The 15,623-nt window shown below is 66.0% G+C and carries 17 protein-coding genes; 6 read left to right on the forward strand and 11 right to left on the reverse strand.

Annotated elements, in window-relative coordinates; all coding sequences use genetic code 11:
* Positions 1–2: 2 nt before the first annotated feature.
* Positions 3–1,031, forward strand: a complete 1,029-nt coding sequence (locus ACTIF6_RS17635) for a patatin-like phospholipase family protein (RefSeq protein WP_439589231.1) — start codon at positions 3–5, stop codon at positions 1,029–1,031.
* 4 nt (positions 1,032–1,035) lie between these two features.
* On the opposite strand, the gene infA is transcribed toward ACTIF6_RS17635, so the two are convergent.
* The 8 genes from infA to ACTIF6_RS17675 all read right to left on the reverse strand — a co-directional run bounded on the left by infA (position 1,036) and on the right by ACTIF6_RS17675 (position 5,607).
* Entirely contained in the window at positions 1,036–1,290 is a 255-nt protein-coding gene (infA, locus tag ACTIF6_RS17640) for a translation initiation factor IF-1 (protein ID WP_056265133.1), read from the reverse strand.
* Positions 1,291–1,319: 29 nt separating this feature from the next.
* The gene (locus tag ACTIF6_RS17645; protein WP_439589232.1) at positions 1,320–1,538 is read right to left on the reverse strand and encodes a hypothetical protein; all 219 of its coding nucleotides are present in this window, start codon (positions 1,536–1,538) and stop codon (positions 1,320–1,322) included.
* 409 nt (positions 1,539–1,947) lie between these two features.
* Positions 1,948–2,208 (reverse strand): cell division topological specificity factor MinE, encoded by a 261-nt coding sequence (gene minE / locus ACTIF6_RS17650; protein ID WP_297648695.1) that lies wholly within the window; start codon positions 2,206–2,208, stop codon positions 1,948–1,950.
* 3 nt (positions 2,209–2,211) lie between these two features.
* Positions 2,212–3,027 carry a septum site-determining protein MinD gene (gene minD, locus ACTIF6_RS17655; protein WP_439589233.1) on the reverse strand — a complete coding sequence of 272 codons (816 nt, stop codon included), beginning with the start codon at positions 3,025–3,027 and terminating at the stop codon, positions 2,212–2,214.
* 34 nt (positions 3,028–3,061) lie between these two features.
* Entirely contained in the window at positions 3,062–3,826 is a 765-nt protein-coding gene (gene minC, locus ACTIF6_RS17660; RefSeq protein ID WP_439589234.1) for a septum site-determining protein MinC, read from the reverse strand.
* 389 nt (positions 3,827–4,215) lie between these two features.
* Positions 4,216–4,815, reverse strand: a complete 600-nt coding sequence (locus tag ACTIF6_RS17665; protein ID WP_439589235.1) for a Spy/CpxP family protein refolding chaperone — start codon at positions 4,813–4,815, stop codon at positions 4,216–4,218.
* Positions 4,816–4,882: 67 nt separating this feature from the next.
* Positions 4,883–5,404: a Cu(I)-responsive transcriptional regulator gene (gene cueR / locus ACTIF6_RS17670; RefSeq protein WP_439589236.1), complete on the reverse strand. Its 522-nt coding sequence runs from the start codon at positions 5,402–5,404 to the stop codon at positions 4,883–4,885.
* Positions 5,405–5,409: 5 nt separating this feature from the next.
* The gene (locus ACTIF6_RS17675) at positions 5,410–5,607 is read right to left on the reverse strand and encodes a heavy-metal-associated domain-containing protein (protein WP_439589237.1); all 198 of its coding nucleotides are present in this window, start codon (positions 5,605–5,607) and stop codon (positions 5,410–5,412) included.
* Positions 5,608–5,760: 153 nt separating this feature from the next.
* Between ACTIF6_RS17675 and ACTIF6_RS17680 the strand changes: the two genes are divergently transcribed.
* The 3 genes from ACTIF6_RS17680 to ACTIF6_RS17690 all read left to right on the forward strand — a co-directional run bounded on the left by ACTIF6_RS17680 (position 5,761) and on the right by ACTIF6_RS17690 (position 10,030).
* Positions 5,761–8,085, forward strand: a complete 2,325-nt coding sequence (locus tag ACTIF6_RS17680) for a heavy metal translocating P-type ATPase (protein WP_439589238.1) — start codon at positions 5,761–5,763, stop codon at positions 8,083–8,085.
* A 69-nt stretch (positions 8,086–8,154) separates the two neighbouring features.
* Positions 8,155–8,751 carry a hemerythrin domain-containing protein gene (locus tag ACTIF6_RS17685; RefSeq protein ID WP_439589239.1) on the forward strand — a complete coding sequence of 199 codons (597 nt, stop codon included), beginning with the start codon at positions 8,155–8,157 and terminating at the stop codon, positions 8,749–8,751.
* A gap of 58 nt (positions 8,752–8,809) precedes the next feature.
* A complete protein-coding gene (locus tag ACTIF6_RS17690) occupies positions 8,810–10,030 on the forward strand; it encodes a YbfB/YjiJ family MFS transporter (RefSeq protein WP_439589240.1) in 1,221 nt (406 codons plus the stop codon).
* 4 nt (positions 10,031–10,034) lie between these two features.
* Here ACTIF6_RS17690 and gstA read toward each other — a convergent pair whose 3' ends face one another.
* Positions 10,035–10,643, reverse strand: coding sequence for a glutathione transferase GstA (gene gstA / locus ACTIF6_RS17695; RefSeq protein WP_439589241.1), 609 nt, complete (start codon positions 10,641–10,643; stop codon positions 10,035–10,037).
* 117 nt (positions 10,644–10,760) lie between these two features.
* Between gstA and ACTIF6_RS17700 the strand changes: the two genes are divergently transcribed.
* Positions 10,761–12,101, forward strand: a complete 1,341-nt coding sequence (locus tag ACTIF6_RS17700; protein ID WP_439589242.1) for an AsmA family protein — start codon at positions 10,761–10,763, stop codon at positions 12,099–12,101.
* A gap of 4 nt (positions 12,102–12,105) precedes the next feature.
* On the opposite strand, the gene ACTIF6_RS17705 is transcribed toward ACTIF6_RS17700, so the two are convergent.
* Positions 12,106–13,851, reverse strand: coding sequence for an ATP-binding response regulator (locus ACTIF6_RS17705; RefSeq protein ID WP_439589243.1), 1,746 nt, complete (start codon positions 13,849–13,851; stop codon positions 12,106–12,108).
* Positions 13,848–14,522 carry a LuxR C-terminal-related transcriptional regulator gene (locus ACTIF6_RS17710; protein WP_439589244.1) on the reverse strand — a complete coding sequence of 225 codons (675 nt, stop codon included), beginning with the start codon at positions 14,520–14,522 and terminating at the stop codon, positions 13,848–13,850. Before ACTIF6_RS17710 ends, ACTIF6_RS17705 begins: the two co-directional genes overlap by 4 nt.
* Before the next feature lie 167 nt (positions 14,523–14,689).
* Here ACTIF6_RS17710 and speB point away from each other — a divergent pair, with 167 nt between their 5' ends.
* Entirely contained in the window at positions 14,690–15,622 is a 933-nt protein-coding gene (speB, locus tag ACTIF6_RS17715; RefSeq protein ID WP_439589245.1) for an agmatinase, read from the forward strand.
* The last annotated feature ends 1 nt before the right edge of the window (position 15,623 follow it).

Genomic DNA, 15,623 nt, shown 5'->3' on the forward strand with positions numbered 1-15,623 from the left:
GCATGGCCCTGAACTGGCGCAGTGCGCCCACCGTCAATCTGGCCCTGCAGGGCGGTGGTGCACACGGCGCTTTTACCTGGGGCGTGCTCGACGCCCTGCTTGAAGACGGCCGCGTGCACTTCGACGGCGTCAGCGGAACGAGTGCGGGAGCGATGAACGCAGTGGTGCTGGCGCAGGGCCTGATGGCGGATGGATCGCCAGGCGCTCGGGCCGCGCTGCGCGCCTTCTGGACCGCGGTGGCCGGGAGCACGCCATTCGAGGTGGCGGTGCCCACCTCGGACGGCAGGGACATGGTTCTCGCACCCACCATGCGCCTGATGCTGCAATGGACGCACTATTTCTCGCCAGAGCAGCTCAACCCGTTCGACCTCAACCCCTTGCGCAAGATCCTCTCGGAGCAAGTCGACTTCGAACGCCTGCGCGAGCACAGCCCCATCAAGCTGTTCATCGCCACGACCAACGCCAACACCGGCAAGCTGCGCCTGTTCCGTTCACCCGAACTCACGGCCGACGCCGTGCTGGCCTCGGCATGCCTGCCTACCATGCACCGCAGCGTGGTGATCGATGGTGAGCCGTATTGGGATGGAGGCTACGCGGCGAATCCCGCGGTGTTCCCGCTGTTCCATGAATGCAATGCAAGAGACATCCTGCTGGTGATGCTTGCGCCACTGAAGCACAGCGCGACGCCGCAATCGGCCACCGACATCCGGAACCGCATGATGGAGCTGGCGTTCAATGCCACTTTCCTGAGGGAAATGCGCATGTTTGCGCATCTGCGGGAGCGAGCGGCCCGCACGCCCTGGTGGCGCCGTGGCGACCTCGACCGGCGCCTGGCCGGCACGCAGTTTCACGTGATCGAAGCCAGCGAGGTGCTGCGCGAGCTGAGCACCGAAAGCAAGATCGCGGCGAACATGCGCTTCTTCGAAATGCTGTTCGCGCTCGGCCGCGAACGGGCCTGCGCGTGGCTGTCGGCGCACCGGGCCGACGTCGGTCGACGCAGCAGCGTCGACCTGGAAGCCTTGTTCTACTGAACGCTCAGCGCGGCTTGCGCGGCACCATCGGACCGCGGCCTTCGATGTGGCGGAAGTTGATGCGACCCTTGGTGAGGTCGTAGGGCGAGAGCTCGAGCGAGACCCGGTCACCTGCCAGGATGCGGATGTGGTTCTTCTTCATCTTGCCCGCCGAATAGGCGATCAACTGGTGACCGTTGTCCAGCGTGACGCGAAAGCGCGTGTCGGGCAGCACCTCGTTGACGATGCCCATCATGTCGATCAGTTCTTCCTTGGCCATGGTGTGTTCCTTTGCGTGAAGTGTATCGGTCAGTTAGGGCGCGCGCGCAGGCGGGTGGCGTCTTGCACCCAGTCGATGCCCTGTTCGAGGGCGTAGTCGGTTGCTGCAGCTTGCGTGGAGAAAGCGCTATCGAAGCGGATCACGCGGGCGGTGCAGGCGCTGCCCTGGCCGCTCGCAATCGAGACCTGAGCGGCAAACAGGCCGTCAGGCAACAGGCGTGGCGAAGCCGCAATGCGGTACTTGCCCAAGGTGAGAAGAGGCGGTCTCGCGGTCGTTGTAATAGGTGTTGTGTGATTCATCAAAAACATCAGGGGGCCAGAGCTTTGGCGCTTCGCCACAGCAGGGACAAGGCCCGAAAACAAAAGCAATACGGTGGCAGCCCCAAGCGCCGGGGTGCCCCACTGGTTGGTCCGGCCAGTGGCCTGGCGCAGGAATGCAACAGGCCTTGATCGGCGCACGAGCCACGGCAGGGGCATCGGCAACAGCAGGGAAGAAGAGCCACAGTGCTGTGAGAAAGCGGTGTGGCGCGCCCTGGAGGGGCTGGACCAGCGGCCCCTCTGCCGGGGGCGGTTGCGTCCTGTGTGGATCACCTGGACGCTGCTGGTCGCTCTGGGCGACCCAGTAATGTAACACGCCGGGCGAAAAAGCGCAGCTCCCTTACTTGCGATCGGGCAACTCGATCTTCACCTCGAGCACATCCAGGTTGTCCTGGCGGTCGAGCTGGACCTTGATGTCGTCCGGGTTGATCTTGATGTACTTGCCGATCACCGCCACGAGTTCGCGTTGCAGCGCCGGCAGATAGTCAGGCTCGGAGGCGCTGCGACCGCTGCGCTCGTGCGCCAGGATGATCTGCAGCCGTTCTTTGGCGACGCTGGCGGTCTTTTTCTTCTCGCCGAGCAGGAAGGAGAGCAATGACATGCCTTACTTCCCTCCAAACAGGCGTTTGAAGAAGCCCGTCTTTTCTGCCTCGATGAAGCGCAGCGGCTTGTCTGCGCCCAGGAAGCGGTCGATCACATCGCTGTAAGCCTCGGCCACGTCGGTGCCCTTGAGGTGGATGGCCGGCGTGCCCTGGTTGGAGGCAGTCAGCACGTTCTCGCTCTCCGGAATCACGCCGATCAGCTTGATGCGCAGGATGTCCTGGATGTCCTGCAGCGACAGCATCTGGCCATCGGCCACTCGCGAGGGGTTGTAGCGCGTGATGAGCAGGTGTTCCTTGATCGGGTCTTTGCCTTCGATGGCGCGCTGTGTCTTGCTGCCCAGCATGCCCAGGATGCGGTCGGAATCGCGCACGCTGGAGACTTCCGGGTTGGTCACGATGAGCGCTTCGTCGGCGTAGTGCATGGCCATGAGCGCACCGGTCTCGATGCCAGCGGGCGAATCGCAGACGATGTACTCGAAACCCATGCCGGTCAGGTCGGTCAGCACCTTGCGCACGCCTTCCTGGCTGAGGGCATCCTTGTCGCGCGTCTGGCTGGCCGCCAGCACGAACAGGTTCTCGCACTGCTTGTCCTTGATCAGCGCCTGGTTGAGGTTGGCCTCGCCCTGGATCACGTTGATCAGGTCGTAGACCACGCGCCGCTCACAACCCATGATGAGGTCCAGGTTGCGCAGACCCACGTCGAAGTCGATCACGGCGGTCTTGTGGCCACGCAGTGCCAGTCCCGTGGCGAAACTGGCGCTGGTGGTGGTCTTGCCCACACCACCCTTGCCTGAGGTGACGACAACGATCTTGGTCATGGTGAGAAATCTTTCTGATTCGGGTAAATGGGGTTCAGGAGCCAATGGCATCGACCACCAGCCGGTCGCCTTCCGGGCCTGGCACCAGGCGCACCTGGGCCGGCTTGCCCAGCAACGTGCTGGGCCAGGGGACTTCGCTGGTGCGGTAGATGCCGGCGATGGAAACCAGTTCTGGTGCCATGCCCAGCGTGAAGATGCGCGCGTCGTTGTTGCCCCTGGCGCCGGCGATGGCCTTGCCACGCAAGGGCGCGTACACGTGGACGTGTCCATCGGCAATGACTTCGGCACCCGGGTTGACCATGGCCATGACGACCAGGTCGCGACCACGCGCATAGACCTGCTGGCCCGAGCGCAAAGGCTTGTCGATCACCATGGCACCTGGAATGGGCAAGGGCTGTGGTGCAGGCTCAGTAGGCACAGCGATCTCGGTGAGAGCCGCTGCAGGTGGTGTGCGCAACACCGAAGCTTCGGGTGTGGGCGTGAGGCCGGCCGCTATGGCCAGCCTGGTCTGTTCGATGGTGCCACCCCGCACAGCCAGGGGCATCAGTCGGTATTGACGCAGCAACGTCTGCAAGGCACCAAAGTCCGGCAAGGCGTTGGCCTCGGCCACATTCAAGGGATGCAGGTCGATGACCACGGGATCGTGATCGAAAAAATCCGGCATGTCGCCAAACCGCTGGGCGAGCTCTTCGCCCAGGCGCTGCAGATCGGAAGACTTGAGCATGAGCGCCACGAGGGGCAGCTGGGCACTCTTGATTTCGAAGGTGGCGGGTGTGTTTCCTGCGAGCGCAACAGACATGGGCAAGATGATCCAGAGACGGGCTGGCCGCAGGAACACCTTGTGGGCATGACCGGCCATGAAGCGGCGCATCTTAGCAGCCACATGCGACGATTTTGATCAAGGTGGGTGTGGAGGTGTCAGCGCATGTTTCCGGGTCCATCGAACAAAGCTGTGTGTAACTTTTGAACAAGCACCTGGTTGTCCACAGCGAAATCCCGTCGTGCCAACTTGTCCCTGTTTGCAGCATTGGGCAACCGACCTGTTCACACAGGGTTTCCGGTGCCAAAAATCGTTGTAGGGCAAAGAGAAGGGGCGCTTGTCCACAACGGACAGCGCCCTCTACTACTACTGCTATCTTGTATTTAAAGATATCTATAAGAACAAGACAGACCGCTTGAACCTTGCTATCAGCTCTTCATCTCATCCTTGTGGTGAGGGTGTCCACCCGGATGACCTCTGTGGTGCATGCCAGCGCGAGGGGAGCCAACGCGGTACTTGTCGTCGAAGACTTTCTTCTGATCGGTGTCGAGGGCGGCGTAGAAGCTCTTGATGGCATCCGTGCGTTGCACCAGGCGCGCATCGCGTTCGGTCTTCATGGCCTGCATCTTGTCCAGGCGTTGCGGTGTGGTCAGCTTGGACCAGTCTTCGCGCGGGGTCTGGGATGCCGGACGGGCCTGGGGCTGGGTGCGCGCCAGGAAAGCGTTCCAGGCCGGTTCCTGGGCAGGGGTGAGTTTGAGTTCGGACTTGAGTTGTGCCTGGCGCTCGGCCACCCTTTTCTGCATGCGTTCCATGCGTTCCATGCGCTCGGCGTGGCGTTGGGTCGCCTTCTGTCCGTCGACCTTGGGGGGTGCCGTGGGGGTGGTTGTGGCATCGGCCTGAGCCAGTTGGGTGACCTGTGCGTGGTTCTGGGTCTGGACCAGGCTCTGGTCGATCGCGGTGGCGGAGACACCAACGAAGGCGGTGGCCAGGGCGGCGGCAATCAGGGCGCGTTTGGGAAGCTGTTTCATGGAAGACTCCTTTGAACGTGTTGGAGAGAACCACCACATCGCCGAAGAGCCGGTGAGTGGAGTGGCTTCAGTGTCGGCTCCGGGTGTTTCCGACCTGTGCCGCTGGTGTGGCGGCTGCGTAAAGTTTCGCGCCGCTTTTTGCATCAAATGTGGACGCAGGATGGCTTAAATCGTCAAGGATGGGACAGTCGGGCCGGTCATCGCCGGGGCACTGCGCCAGCAGGTGGTTCAGGGTGCGCTGCATGGCCTGCAGGGCTTCGATGCGTCGATGCAGTTCGTCCACATGTTTCTGAGCCACGCGCTTGACGCTTTCGCTGCTGCGTCGTCGGTTGTGCCACAGGCTCACGAGCTCGGTGATGGCGTCCAGGCTGAAACCCATGTCGCGAGAACGGCGGATGAAGCGCAGTGTGTGCACATCGGCCTGGCTGTACTGGCGGTAGTTGCTGTCGGTGCGTGGGACTGCAGCGAGCAGGCCCAGGCTCTCGTAGTGGCGCAGCATTTTGGGTGAGATACCGCTGAGTGCGGCCGCCTTGCCGATGCTCACCGGCCAGCCGTTGCGATGTCTGTGTCGTGCCATGGCAGTGGACATGATGCTCAGGCCTCGACCTGGTAACCCTCTTCGCGGATCGCTTCGGCCAATGCTTCGCGTGTTTGCATGGTGTCGACTTCCACCCGGTTGCTGGTGCGGTCGATCTGTATCTTTGCCTGAGGATCGAGTTGACGGATGGCGCTGCTCACGGCCTTCTCGCAATGGCCACAGGTCATGCCTTTGACGTCGAAGATCTGGTTCATGGTGATTCCTTTGAAGTGAAAGAAGGGAACATGTCTGCATTCTCATCCTTGACATGGTGTCAAGGTCAAGACTTTTCCAGTCCTCCCTTCATTCACAGTTGGCAACAAGGTGGCGCTTGACCTTGCCATGGTGGTAAAGCTTATGCTGACCCCATGAACACGATCGTTGCTTCCACCCGACCGGGAGACCTTCTTTCCCAGACTCCGCAGATCCAGATTGACCTGGGTATTGGCGGCATGACCTGCGCATCTTGTGTCACGCGTGTGGAGAAGGCGCTCCGGAAACAGGCGGGCGTGAGCGATGCTTCCGTGAACCTGGCCACCGAGTCGGCACGCGTGATGCTCATCACCACCGACGAGGTCGACGCGCTGGCTCGCATCAAGCGTGCGGTGCGCGATGCGGGCTACGAGCCACGGTCTCGCGAGGCGGTGGAAGACGATACCGAGCCGAACTGGCACGGCGTGCCGCACAGCTTCCTGCCGGTGTTGATCGGCGTGGTGTTGTCGTTGCCGCTGGTGGTGCCCATGGTGGGTGATCTTTTTGGTCGGCACTGGATGTTGCCGGCCTGGATCCAGTTCCTGCTGGCCACACCGGTGCAGTTCGTGTTGGGTGCCCGCTTCTACCGGGCGGGCTGGCACGCGCTCAAGGCCTTCACGGGCAACATGGAACTGCTCGTGGCCATTGGCACGACCGCAGGCTGGGCCCTGTCCACCTGGTTGTGGTGGCGGGCCGAGTCCGGCGAGATGGTGCACCTCTACTACGAGGCTTCTGCCGTTGTGATCACGCTGGTGCTGCTGGGAAAGTGGCTGGAGACGCGCGCCAAACGCCAGACCACCGTGGCCATTCGCGCGCTGCACGCCTTGCGTCCCGAACGTGCCCATCTGTTGCCCGATGGTGTGCGCCGCACCGAACCGACCGATGTGGCGGTGGACGAGTTGCTGCCTGGCGACGTGGTTCGTGTGTTGCCGGGCGAACGCTTTGCGGCCGATGGCGAAGTGGTGCAGGGCCGCACACAGGCCGACGAATCCATGCTGACAGGCGAAGCGATGCCGGTGCCCAAGGAGGTGGGCGATCCTGTGACGGGCGGCTCGCTCAATGGCGAAGGTGCGGTGGATGTGAAGGTGCAAGCGATTGGTGCGCAGAGTGTGCTCTCGCGCATCATCAGCCTGGTGCAGGATGCCCAGGCCACCAAGGCGCCGGTGCAGCGCATGGTGGACCAGGTGGCCGCTGTGTTCGTGCCGGTGGTGCTGGTGATTGCGTTGATCACACTGGTGGCCTGGTTGTGGACTGGTGCGCCACTGGAAGAAGCCCTGCTGCACGCGGTGGCGGTGCTGGTGATCGCCTGTCCCTGTGCGCTCGGCCTGGCCACACCCACCGCCATCATGGCGGGCACCGGCGTGGCCGCGCAGCACGGCATCCTGATCAAGGATGCGCAGGCGCTGGAGATCGCGCACCAGGTGGACACCGTGGCGTTCGACAAGACCGGCACGCTCACCGAAGGCCATCCGCGACTGCTTGTGATCGAAGCCGTACCGGGTGTGGACGAGATGGCTGTGCTGCACACCGCAGCCGCCTTGCAGGTGCAGAGCGCCCACCCGCTCGCCCGCGCTGTGGTGCAGGCCGCGCTCGCTCGCTCGATTCAGATCCGGCCCGACGACGCCAGCGATGTCCGGGCGGTTTCCGGCCGAGGCAGTGAAGGCCGGGTGAACGGCACTTCGCTGGCATTGGGCAGCCTGCGATGGATGGAAGAACTGGGAGCGGCCCTGGGACCGCTCGAGGAGCGCGCCCGGGCAGTGCAGGCTCAGGGCGCCACGGTGTCGGTGCTGGCCAGCCAGTCGCCCGGTGATGCCGCGGCGGCGGCCACCTGGACACCCCTGGCGCTGCTGGCCTTTGGCGATGAACCCAAGGCCGGTGCGGCGGAGGCGATTGCCGATCTGCGCGCCAGGGGCATGCGTCTCTACATGGTCTCGGGCGACAACCGGGGAGCTGCGTTCGCGATGGCCGCGCGCCTGGGACTGCGCGCCAATGAGGGTGAGGTCATTGCCGAAGTGTTGCCCGGTGACAAGGCGGCGACGGTTCGCCGGTTGAAGTCCTCGGGTGCGGGTGAATCCCTGCACACGGTGGCCATGGTGGGCGACGGCGTGAACGACGCGCCCGCACTGGCTGCGGCGGACGTGGGCATGGCGATGAGCCACGCGCAAGGTGGTGGATCGGACGTGGCCATGCACGCGGCCGGCATCACGCTCATGCGTGGCGACCCCATGCTGGTGGCCGCAGCGCTGGACATTTCGCGGCGCACGGTGAGCAAGATCCGGCAGAACCTGTTCTGGGCCTTTGCCTACAACGTGGCCGGCATTCCTCTGGCAGCCCTGGGTTTCCTGAGCCCCGTGGTGGCGGGTGCGGCCATGGCGCTGAGCTCGGTCAGTGTGGTGAGCAATGCGCTGCTGCTCAAGCGGTGGAAGCCGCCGGTGCGCTGAATTTGTTGACCCATGTCAAGGCATGGATCGCTGTCTTGCGGGATGCTTCAGGCTCCGAGGAGACAGCCCATGAACCGAGAAGCCCTGCACGTCATTCGCGACGAACATGCCGGCTTGGCCGCCATGCTGCAATCGCTGCTGCAGATGATCCAGCGCGGACCCGAGCCTGCGGGCAAGGACCAGCACGAACTGTTTTTCGACGTGCTGCGTGCCATGCTTTTCTACATCGGTGAGTTCCCCGAGAAGCTGCACCACCCCAAGGAATCGGACCTGCTGTTTCCACGCCTGGCTCGCGCGGCGCCACAGGTGATGGCCACGATCGAGCAGCTTGAACGCGACCACATGGCCGGCGAGTCGAAGGTGAAGGAACTCATGCACCTGCTGATGGCCTGGGAGTACCTGGGCGAGACGCGCCGGCCGGCCTTTGAGGCGGAAGCCCGCAGTTATGTCGCTTTCTACCTGGAGCACATGCGGCTGGAGGAAAGCGTGGTGCTGCCCGAGGCAGAACGCTCGCTCGACGATGGTGACTGGCACGCACTGGACGTAGCGTTTGCGACCAACCGGGATCCACTGAACCGCCGCATTCCACGCGACCCGCAGTTCGACCGGCTCTTCACGCGCATCGTGATGTGCGCACCCGCGCCCGTGGGTCTCGGGGAGGGTTGACCGCGGGCGGCGGGTCTGGCGCAGCCGGTGCGCCGGCTTCGCACACAATGGCCGGGCCATGGTCCGCGCCACGCCACCCACTCCGATCGTCGGTGCACCCGACACCACGCCCTATGTGCGTCTGGCGCTCGCGCTTTCGCTGGGCGCGGCTGTGTCGTTGGGCATCACGCGTTTCGCCTATGGGCTGCTGCTGCCGCCGATGCGGGAAGACCTGGGCTGGAGCTACACGCTGGCCGGCGCCATGAACACCTTCAATGCGCTGGGCTACCTCATCGGTGCGCTGGCCACGCCCTGGCTGATGCGGCGCGTGCCACCCACGCGCCTGCTGATCATCGGTTCCCTGCTGGCTTCGGTGTTCATGGCGCTGAGTGGCTTCTTCTCTGCGGCGGCGCCCCTGCTGGCCCAGCGGCTGCTGGCCGGTGTGGCCAGCGCGATGGTGCTCATTGCCGGGGGCTTGCTGGCCGCACGCCTGGGTTCGCATCAGCCTCGGCGCAGCGGTTTCCTGCTGGGGCTGTACTACGGTGGCACTGGTCTGGGGATCGTGGTCTCGGCGCTGGGTGTTCCGCCCGTGCTGGCCGCTGCGGCGCAGCAGCCACACGGCTGGGCCTGGGCCTGGTGGATGCTCGCGCTGGTGTGCCTGCTGGCGACAGCGCTCATGGCCTGGCCGGCCCGCGTGCTGGCTGGCCACCCGGCACCCCCCCAACAAGTGCTGGGCCAGGGTGCGCGGGTCTACCGCACGCGCGACTTTGCTTTCGCGCTCGCCGGCTATGCCGGGTTTGGCGTGGGCTACATTGGCTACATGACCTTCGTGATCGCGCTGTTGCACGAGCAGGGCAGCAGCGCGTCGCAGGTCACCCTGTTCTATGCGCTGCTGGGTGTGGCGGTGGTGGCTTCCTCACGCATCTGGGCCGGCCTGCTGGACCGCCATCGCAACGGCCGGCCACTCGCTTTTCTCAATGCCCTGCTGGGCCTGGCGGCGATCGTGCCCGCCATCACTTCTGCCTGGCCGCTGGTGCTGGCTTCGGGCCTGCTGTTCGGCGGGGTGTTTCTCTCGTTGGTGGCTTCCACCACCGCGCTCGTGCGCCACAACCTGCCCCCTGCGCAATGGGCTGCCGGTATCAGCGCATTCACCATCGTGTTCGCCGCCGGGCAGATCGTGGGACCGACGGTGGTCGGCTTCATTTCCGATGGCCCGGGTGGTCTGGAGCGCGGCCTGCTGTTCTCGGCCGGGGCGTTGTGGGTCGGCGCGGCGCTGGCGTGGCGCCAGCGCGCGCTTTGACGTTTTACTTCAGCAGTCCTTCGGCCTTCATGGCGGCCTGAACCGCGGGCCGTGCACCTACGCGCTCGCGGTAAGCCACCAGGTTCGCCAGGCCGGTGATGTCCACACCCACGCGCGGCGCCCAGTTGGTCACGGTGAACAGGTAACCATCGGCCACGGTGAAGGAGTCGCCCATCAGGTACTGCTGGCCAGCGAGCTGACCGTCGACCCAGGCCAGGCGCTGTGACAGCTTGGTCTTGGTGGCGGCCTTGAATTCTTCGGGCGTGGCCGGGTTGAACAGGGGCGAGAAGCCCTTGTGCACCTCGGTGCCGATGAAGGTGAGCCATTCCTGCAGGCGGTAGCGCGCCATGGTGCCGGCGGCCGGAGCCAGGTTTTTCTGAGGCACCTGGTCGGCGATGTACTGCACGATGGCCGGGCCCTCGCGCAGCCGCTCGCCGTTGTCGAGCTCGAGCAGCGGCACGTAGCCCAGCGGGTTGATGGTGTAGTAGTCGGTGCCGTCGGGCAACTGGTGCGTCTTGGTGGGCGCGGGCACCGCTTCGAAGGCCAGGCCGGCTTCGTGCAGGGCAATGTGAGGCGAGAGCGAGCAGGCGCCGGGGGAGTAGTAGAGCTTCATGGTGGTTGTGTCCTCGGATCGATGCGCTGGATTCGGCATCTGTGGCGATCCTACCGGCGCGACGGGTTTCCTGCCGGGCGGGGGCCATGCGGAAGACCCGGCCGCTACCATGCCGGCATGCCCCGCCTTGTCCGACTACTCATCATCGCGCTGTGCCTTGCCTTGCTGCTGGGTGCGGGCGTGGCGGTGGCTCTGCACCTGTGGACTGGATCCGACGGTTTTCGCCAGCGCATCGAGCGCGAAGCCAGCACCGCGCTGGGTGTGCCGGTGCGGCTGGCGCGTGTGACGGTGGATGTGTGGCCGTTGCCGGCGGTGGCGCTCGAAGGTCTCGAGATCCAGGCCAGTCCGCCGCTCACGCTGGAGCGCGTGGTGGCGCGGCCTGTGTGGGCAGCACTGCTCTCAGGCCGGCTGGAGGTGTCTACGCTGCGGGTGCGCAAGGCGGTGCTTCCGCAGGCCACGCTGGTGCTGCTGGCGGCCCGGCTCAAGGACCCTGCGCGGGAAGTCGCGCCGCCGGCTGGTGGGACCACCCGGGTGGGCGGTGGCGAAGCGCTGGACCTGGGCTGGTTGCCGCGCAGCGTGGTGCTGGACGACATCACCTGGGTCAACGAACGCGGACGCGGTACCACCGTGACCGCGACCACGCGTCTGGATGAGGACGGCTGGCCGGCTTCGGCCGATGTTGAGGTGACCGGTGGGGAGATGAAGGGCACCAAGGCCAGCCTGCAACGGGAACCGGACGGTGCGACGGCGTGGCATCTCAAGGCCGAAGTGGGCGGCGGCACGGTGCAGGGGCCGTTGAAAGCGACCTTGCCCGTGGCGGGCAACCCCAAGGCGCGCGACCTGGTGCTGGAGGGCACGTTGCAGACGCGCGGCGTGGAAGTGTCTGCCCTGACGGCGCCGAGCCGGCCGCTGACCGGCCGGGTGGATGCCGATACCCGGTTGTCGGCGCGCATCGATCCACGCGGCAGCGCGGCGGCGATCAGCGAGGCGTTGCACACGCAGACGCGGTTCACGGTGCAGGGCGCGGTGCTGCAGGGGCTGGATCTGGTGAACGCGGTGGCCTCCGTCGGTCTGTCGCGGGGTGGCGTCACGCAGCTCGACACCTTGAGCGGTGAGGTGAGCACGCGCGGCCAGACGATCCAGCTCACCGAGCTGCAGGCGAAATCAGGCCTGCTCTCGGCCACGGGCGATGTGACGGTGGCCGCCTCGCGTGCGCTTTCGGGTCGCCTGCGCGTGGACCTGACGCGCGGTGCCAGCGGCGGCGTGGTGAGCGTGCCGCTGGCCGTGGGCGGCACGCTGGACGATCCCAGCGTCACGCTCACGCGCGCAGCCCTGCTGGGCGCGGCCATCGGCACCGCCATCCTGCCTGGCGTGGGCACGGGTGCGGGCGCCAATCTGGGGGACCGCATCGGCGAAGGGCTCAAGGGCCTGCTGGGCGGCAGCGACCCCAAGCGCTGAAGCGTCAGGGCGCGTGCGATGTCGCCAGCCCGGTCAGGGCTTGCAGCAGGCGGTCGGGATCGACCGGTTTGAACAGCACGGGCACACCCGAATCGCGCACGCGCTGCAGGCGCTCGGGGGCGGTCTCGCCCGTGATGAGCAGCAGCGGCAGGCCCGGGGCGAAGCGTTCGCGCAGGCGCAGGGCGGCATCCAGGCCGTCGGCGCCATCGGCGAGACGGAAGTCGCAGAGCATGGCGTCGAAGGGGCGGCCGTTGTGTCGGGCCGCGCTCAACGCCAGGGCCGCCGAGGCTTCATCGCGCGCGGCGCGCGAAGCCACGCCCCACACCTCGAGGAAGGCACCCAGGGCATCGGTGATGTCGGTCTCGTCATCGACCAGCAGCACCCGCTGCGGCAACTGGTGGGTCTGCTCGGCGTCGGGTGGGCGAACCGGGCTCGCCGGCCGGGGTGCCACGCGCGGCACGGTGACGCGAAAGCGGCTGCCCCGCCCTGGGTGCGAGCGCAATGACACCGGGTGGTCGAGCAGGAGCGAGAGGCGCCGCACGATGGACAGGCCCATGCCCAGGCCGCGGGTGCGGTCGCGCCCGGGGTTGTCGACCTGGTAGAACTCGTCGAACACGCGGTCGGCGTGTTCAGGGCTGATGCCGATGCCGGTGTCGATCACGTCGATCCACACCTGCGCACCGCGTGCACGCGCCACCACCAGCACCCCGCCGCCAGTGGGCGTGTACTTGATGGCGTTCTCGATCAGGTTGCCCAGCAGGCGCTGCAGCAGGTGCGCATCGGTGCGCACCCACACTGGCGTGGCGCGCAGGCGCAGCTGCTGTTTGCGTTCCTCGGCGCGCGAGGCGAACGAAGGGTGCAGGGCCTGCAGCACGGCGTTGAGCGGGATATCCTGAAGTTCGGGTTCGATCACGCCAGCGTCCAGCCGGGATACGTCGAGCATGGTGTCGAGCGAGGTGCCCAGCGAACGCACCGCACCCATGAGCCTTTGCGCATGAGCGTGGGAAGGCTGGCCCTGCAACTCCTTGTCGAGCACGGCGCCGAAGAGGGCGATGGCGTGCAGCGGCTGGCGCAGGTCGTGGCTGGCGGCGGCGAAAAAGCGAGTCTTCTCTTCGCTGGCGCGCTGGGTCGCCGTCACCTGCTGCGCGAGTTGCTCGGCCAGCAGTTCCTTTTCGAACCGCATCTGCAGCGATTCGGTGAGCAGCGTGTGCTGGCGGTGCGCGAAGTGCAGCATGGCGCCGGCATAGATGCCGACGCAGACGGCGAGGAAGAAGTGGGTGGCGTCGCCTTGCCAGAGCAGGGCCGAGATGAGCCCGGTCATCATGGGCACCACCAGGGCCAGCACCGAAGGCCAGTGCGACGCCACGGCCGGTACGCCGCCGCTGACCAGGCCCAGCATGATGAGCATGAGCAGCGTGGTCATGGGCATGTTGTCGGCCGGCATGAACAGCCAGGGCGCCAGGCCCCAGGTGGCGCTGTAGTAGATCAGCTCGCGCCATTGCCGTCGCGCCCAGAAGTCGCTGCGTTCGGCGGCGTTGGGGTCTTTGTAGTAGGCCCGGATCAGCGGGTAGCGCAGCACCTGGATGGTGTGCAGCCCGAGCCAGACGAACACCAGCGGATTGCCCAGCTGCCACCAGAACAGCGCGCACACCGCCCACGCGATCACCGCGTCGGCAATGGTCGAACTCAGTGAGGTGGCATAGAGCGCGGCCACCTGCTCGCGCAGCACACGCTGCTGCGAGGTGGTCATCGCAGGGTGCTGATGAGCTGGGCGCGCGAGCGCACGCCAAAGAGCAGAAGAAGTGCGGAGACGTGGTTCTTCACCGTGCCCTCGCTCAACTGGGCGCGCTCGGCGATGTCCCGGTTGGATTCGCCGGCCAGGATGCAGTCGAGCACTTGCGCCTGGCGCTCGGTAAGTTGCAGTGTCTCGCCGCTGGTGTTGCGCACCGTGCGCAGCACGGGCTCCCTCGGCGGCGCGGTGCTGCCGAGTGCGGGCGATCCCAACATGCCCAGGGCGCGGATGTAGCTGATGACCTCCTTGAGGTCGCCGGATTTGGTGAGATAGGCGCGGGCGCCGCGCGAGAGTGCGTAGCGCATCAGCCCGGGATCGTTCACGCCGGAGAGCACCACCACGGGCGCCTGCGGAAAGGCCTTGAGGAAATTGGTGAGGCCCGTGAGGCCATGGGCATCGGGCAGGTGCAGGTCCAGCAGCACCAGGCCGATCTGTGCTTCGTGCTCGCGGTAGAGGTCCAGGGCCTCCTGCAGCGTGCGCGATTCCAGCACCGGAATGGGGCGCCCGCTGCCAGTGGCGTGTGCCTGCACCAGGGTGAGCAGGCCCAGGCGCAGCAGGTCGTGATCGTCGACCACCAGCAGCGTGGTGGCTTGCCGGATTTCGAGGGGGGATGGGGCCAGGGTGGACATGGGTGCGCGCATGTTAGAGGCTGGGCCGGCAATGTGGAAGTGCCAAAAGTCACCCCGCCCGGCCTGGGTGGACGCCGCCGGTGCAGGGCAAATGGACTCATGGGATCCGTACTCCGGCGGTATCTTCTGAGACCCGCCCCGCCCTTACCTTCCCGAGAAATCCCACCATGGCCCTGGGTCAGTTCGCCTACGCCAACAACAGCAACCGCTTCCTCGGTTGCGAACCCCTGGCGGACCAGCCGTTCGCGATCGTCGGCGTGCCTTTTGATGGCGTGGTGACCAACCGACCCGGAGCGCGCTTCGGTCCGCAGGCCATCCGCGCCGCCAGCCTGATGCTGTGCGACGGTATCCATCCGGTGTTCGATGTCTCGCCGCTGGCCCACCTGGGCGACGCGCTGGACATGCGCCTGCCCAACGCCTCGCCGTTGCCCGAGGTGCGCCGCCACATCGAAGCGCAGGCGGCAGCGCTGATGGCGAGACACCACAGCGTGTTCCTCGGTGGAGACCACTCCGTCACGCTCTCGTTGCTGCGAGCGGCCAAGGCACGGCACGGTGGCGAGCCGCTGGCGCTGGTGCATTTCGACGCGCATTGCGACACCTGGGCCGATCACTTCGGCGAGCCGTCAGGCCACGGGACCTGGACCTACGAGGCCTTGCAGGAAGGTCTGGTGAGCGCGGCGCACACGGTGCAGATCGGCATCCGTTCCAGCGGAGACCGCGCCGCGCGCGAGTACGTGGCCGACCAGGGCGGGCAGATCTTCACGGCGCGCGCGCTGCGCGGCCTCGACGGCATGGGTCTTCGGTCGGCGATCGATGCGATCCGTGGGCGCATCGGCCAGCGGCCGTGTTACCTCACGCTCGACATCGACTGCCTGGACCCCGCATTTGCACCCGGCACCGGCACGCCTGAACCCGGCGGCATGACCAGTTCGCAGGTGCTGACCTTTCTCGAGGCGCTCGCCGACCTGAACTGGATCGGCATGGATTGCGTGGAAGTGGCACCAGCCTACGACCATGCCGAACTCACCACGAACGCTGCCGCCACCTTTGTGTGGACCTACCTGAGTGGCCAGGTGGCCAAACGCATGCAGAAGGCCTGAT

It is taken from the genome of Hydrogenophaga sp. (assembly GCF_051860785.1).
In the GTDB taxonomy this organism is placed as follows: domain Bacteria; phylum Pseudomonadota; class Gammaproteobacteria; order Burkholderiales; family Burkholderiaceae_C; genus Hydrogenophaga.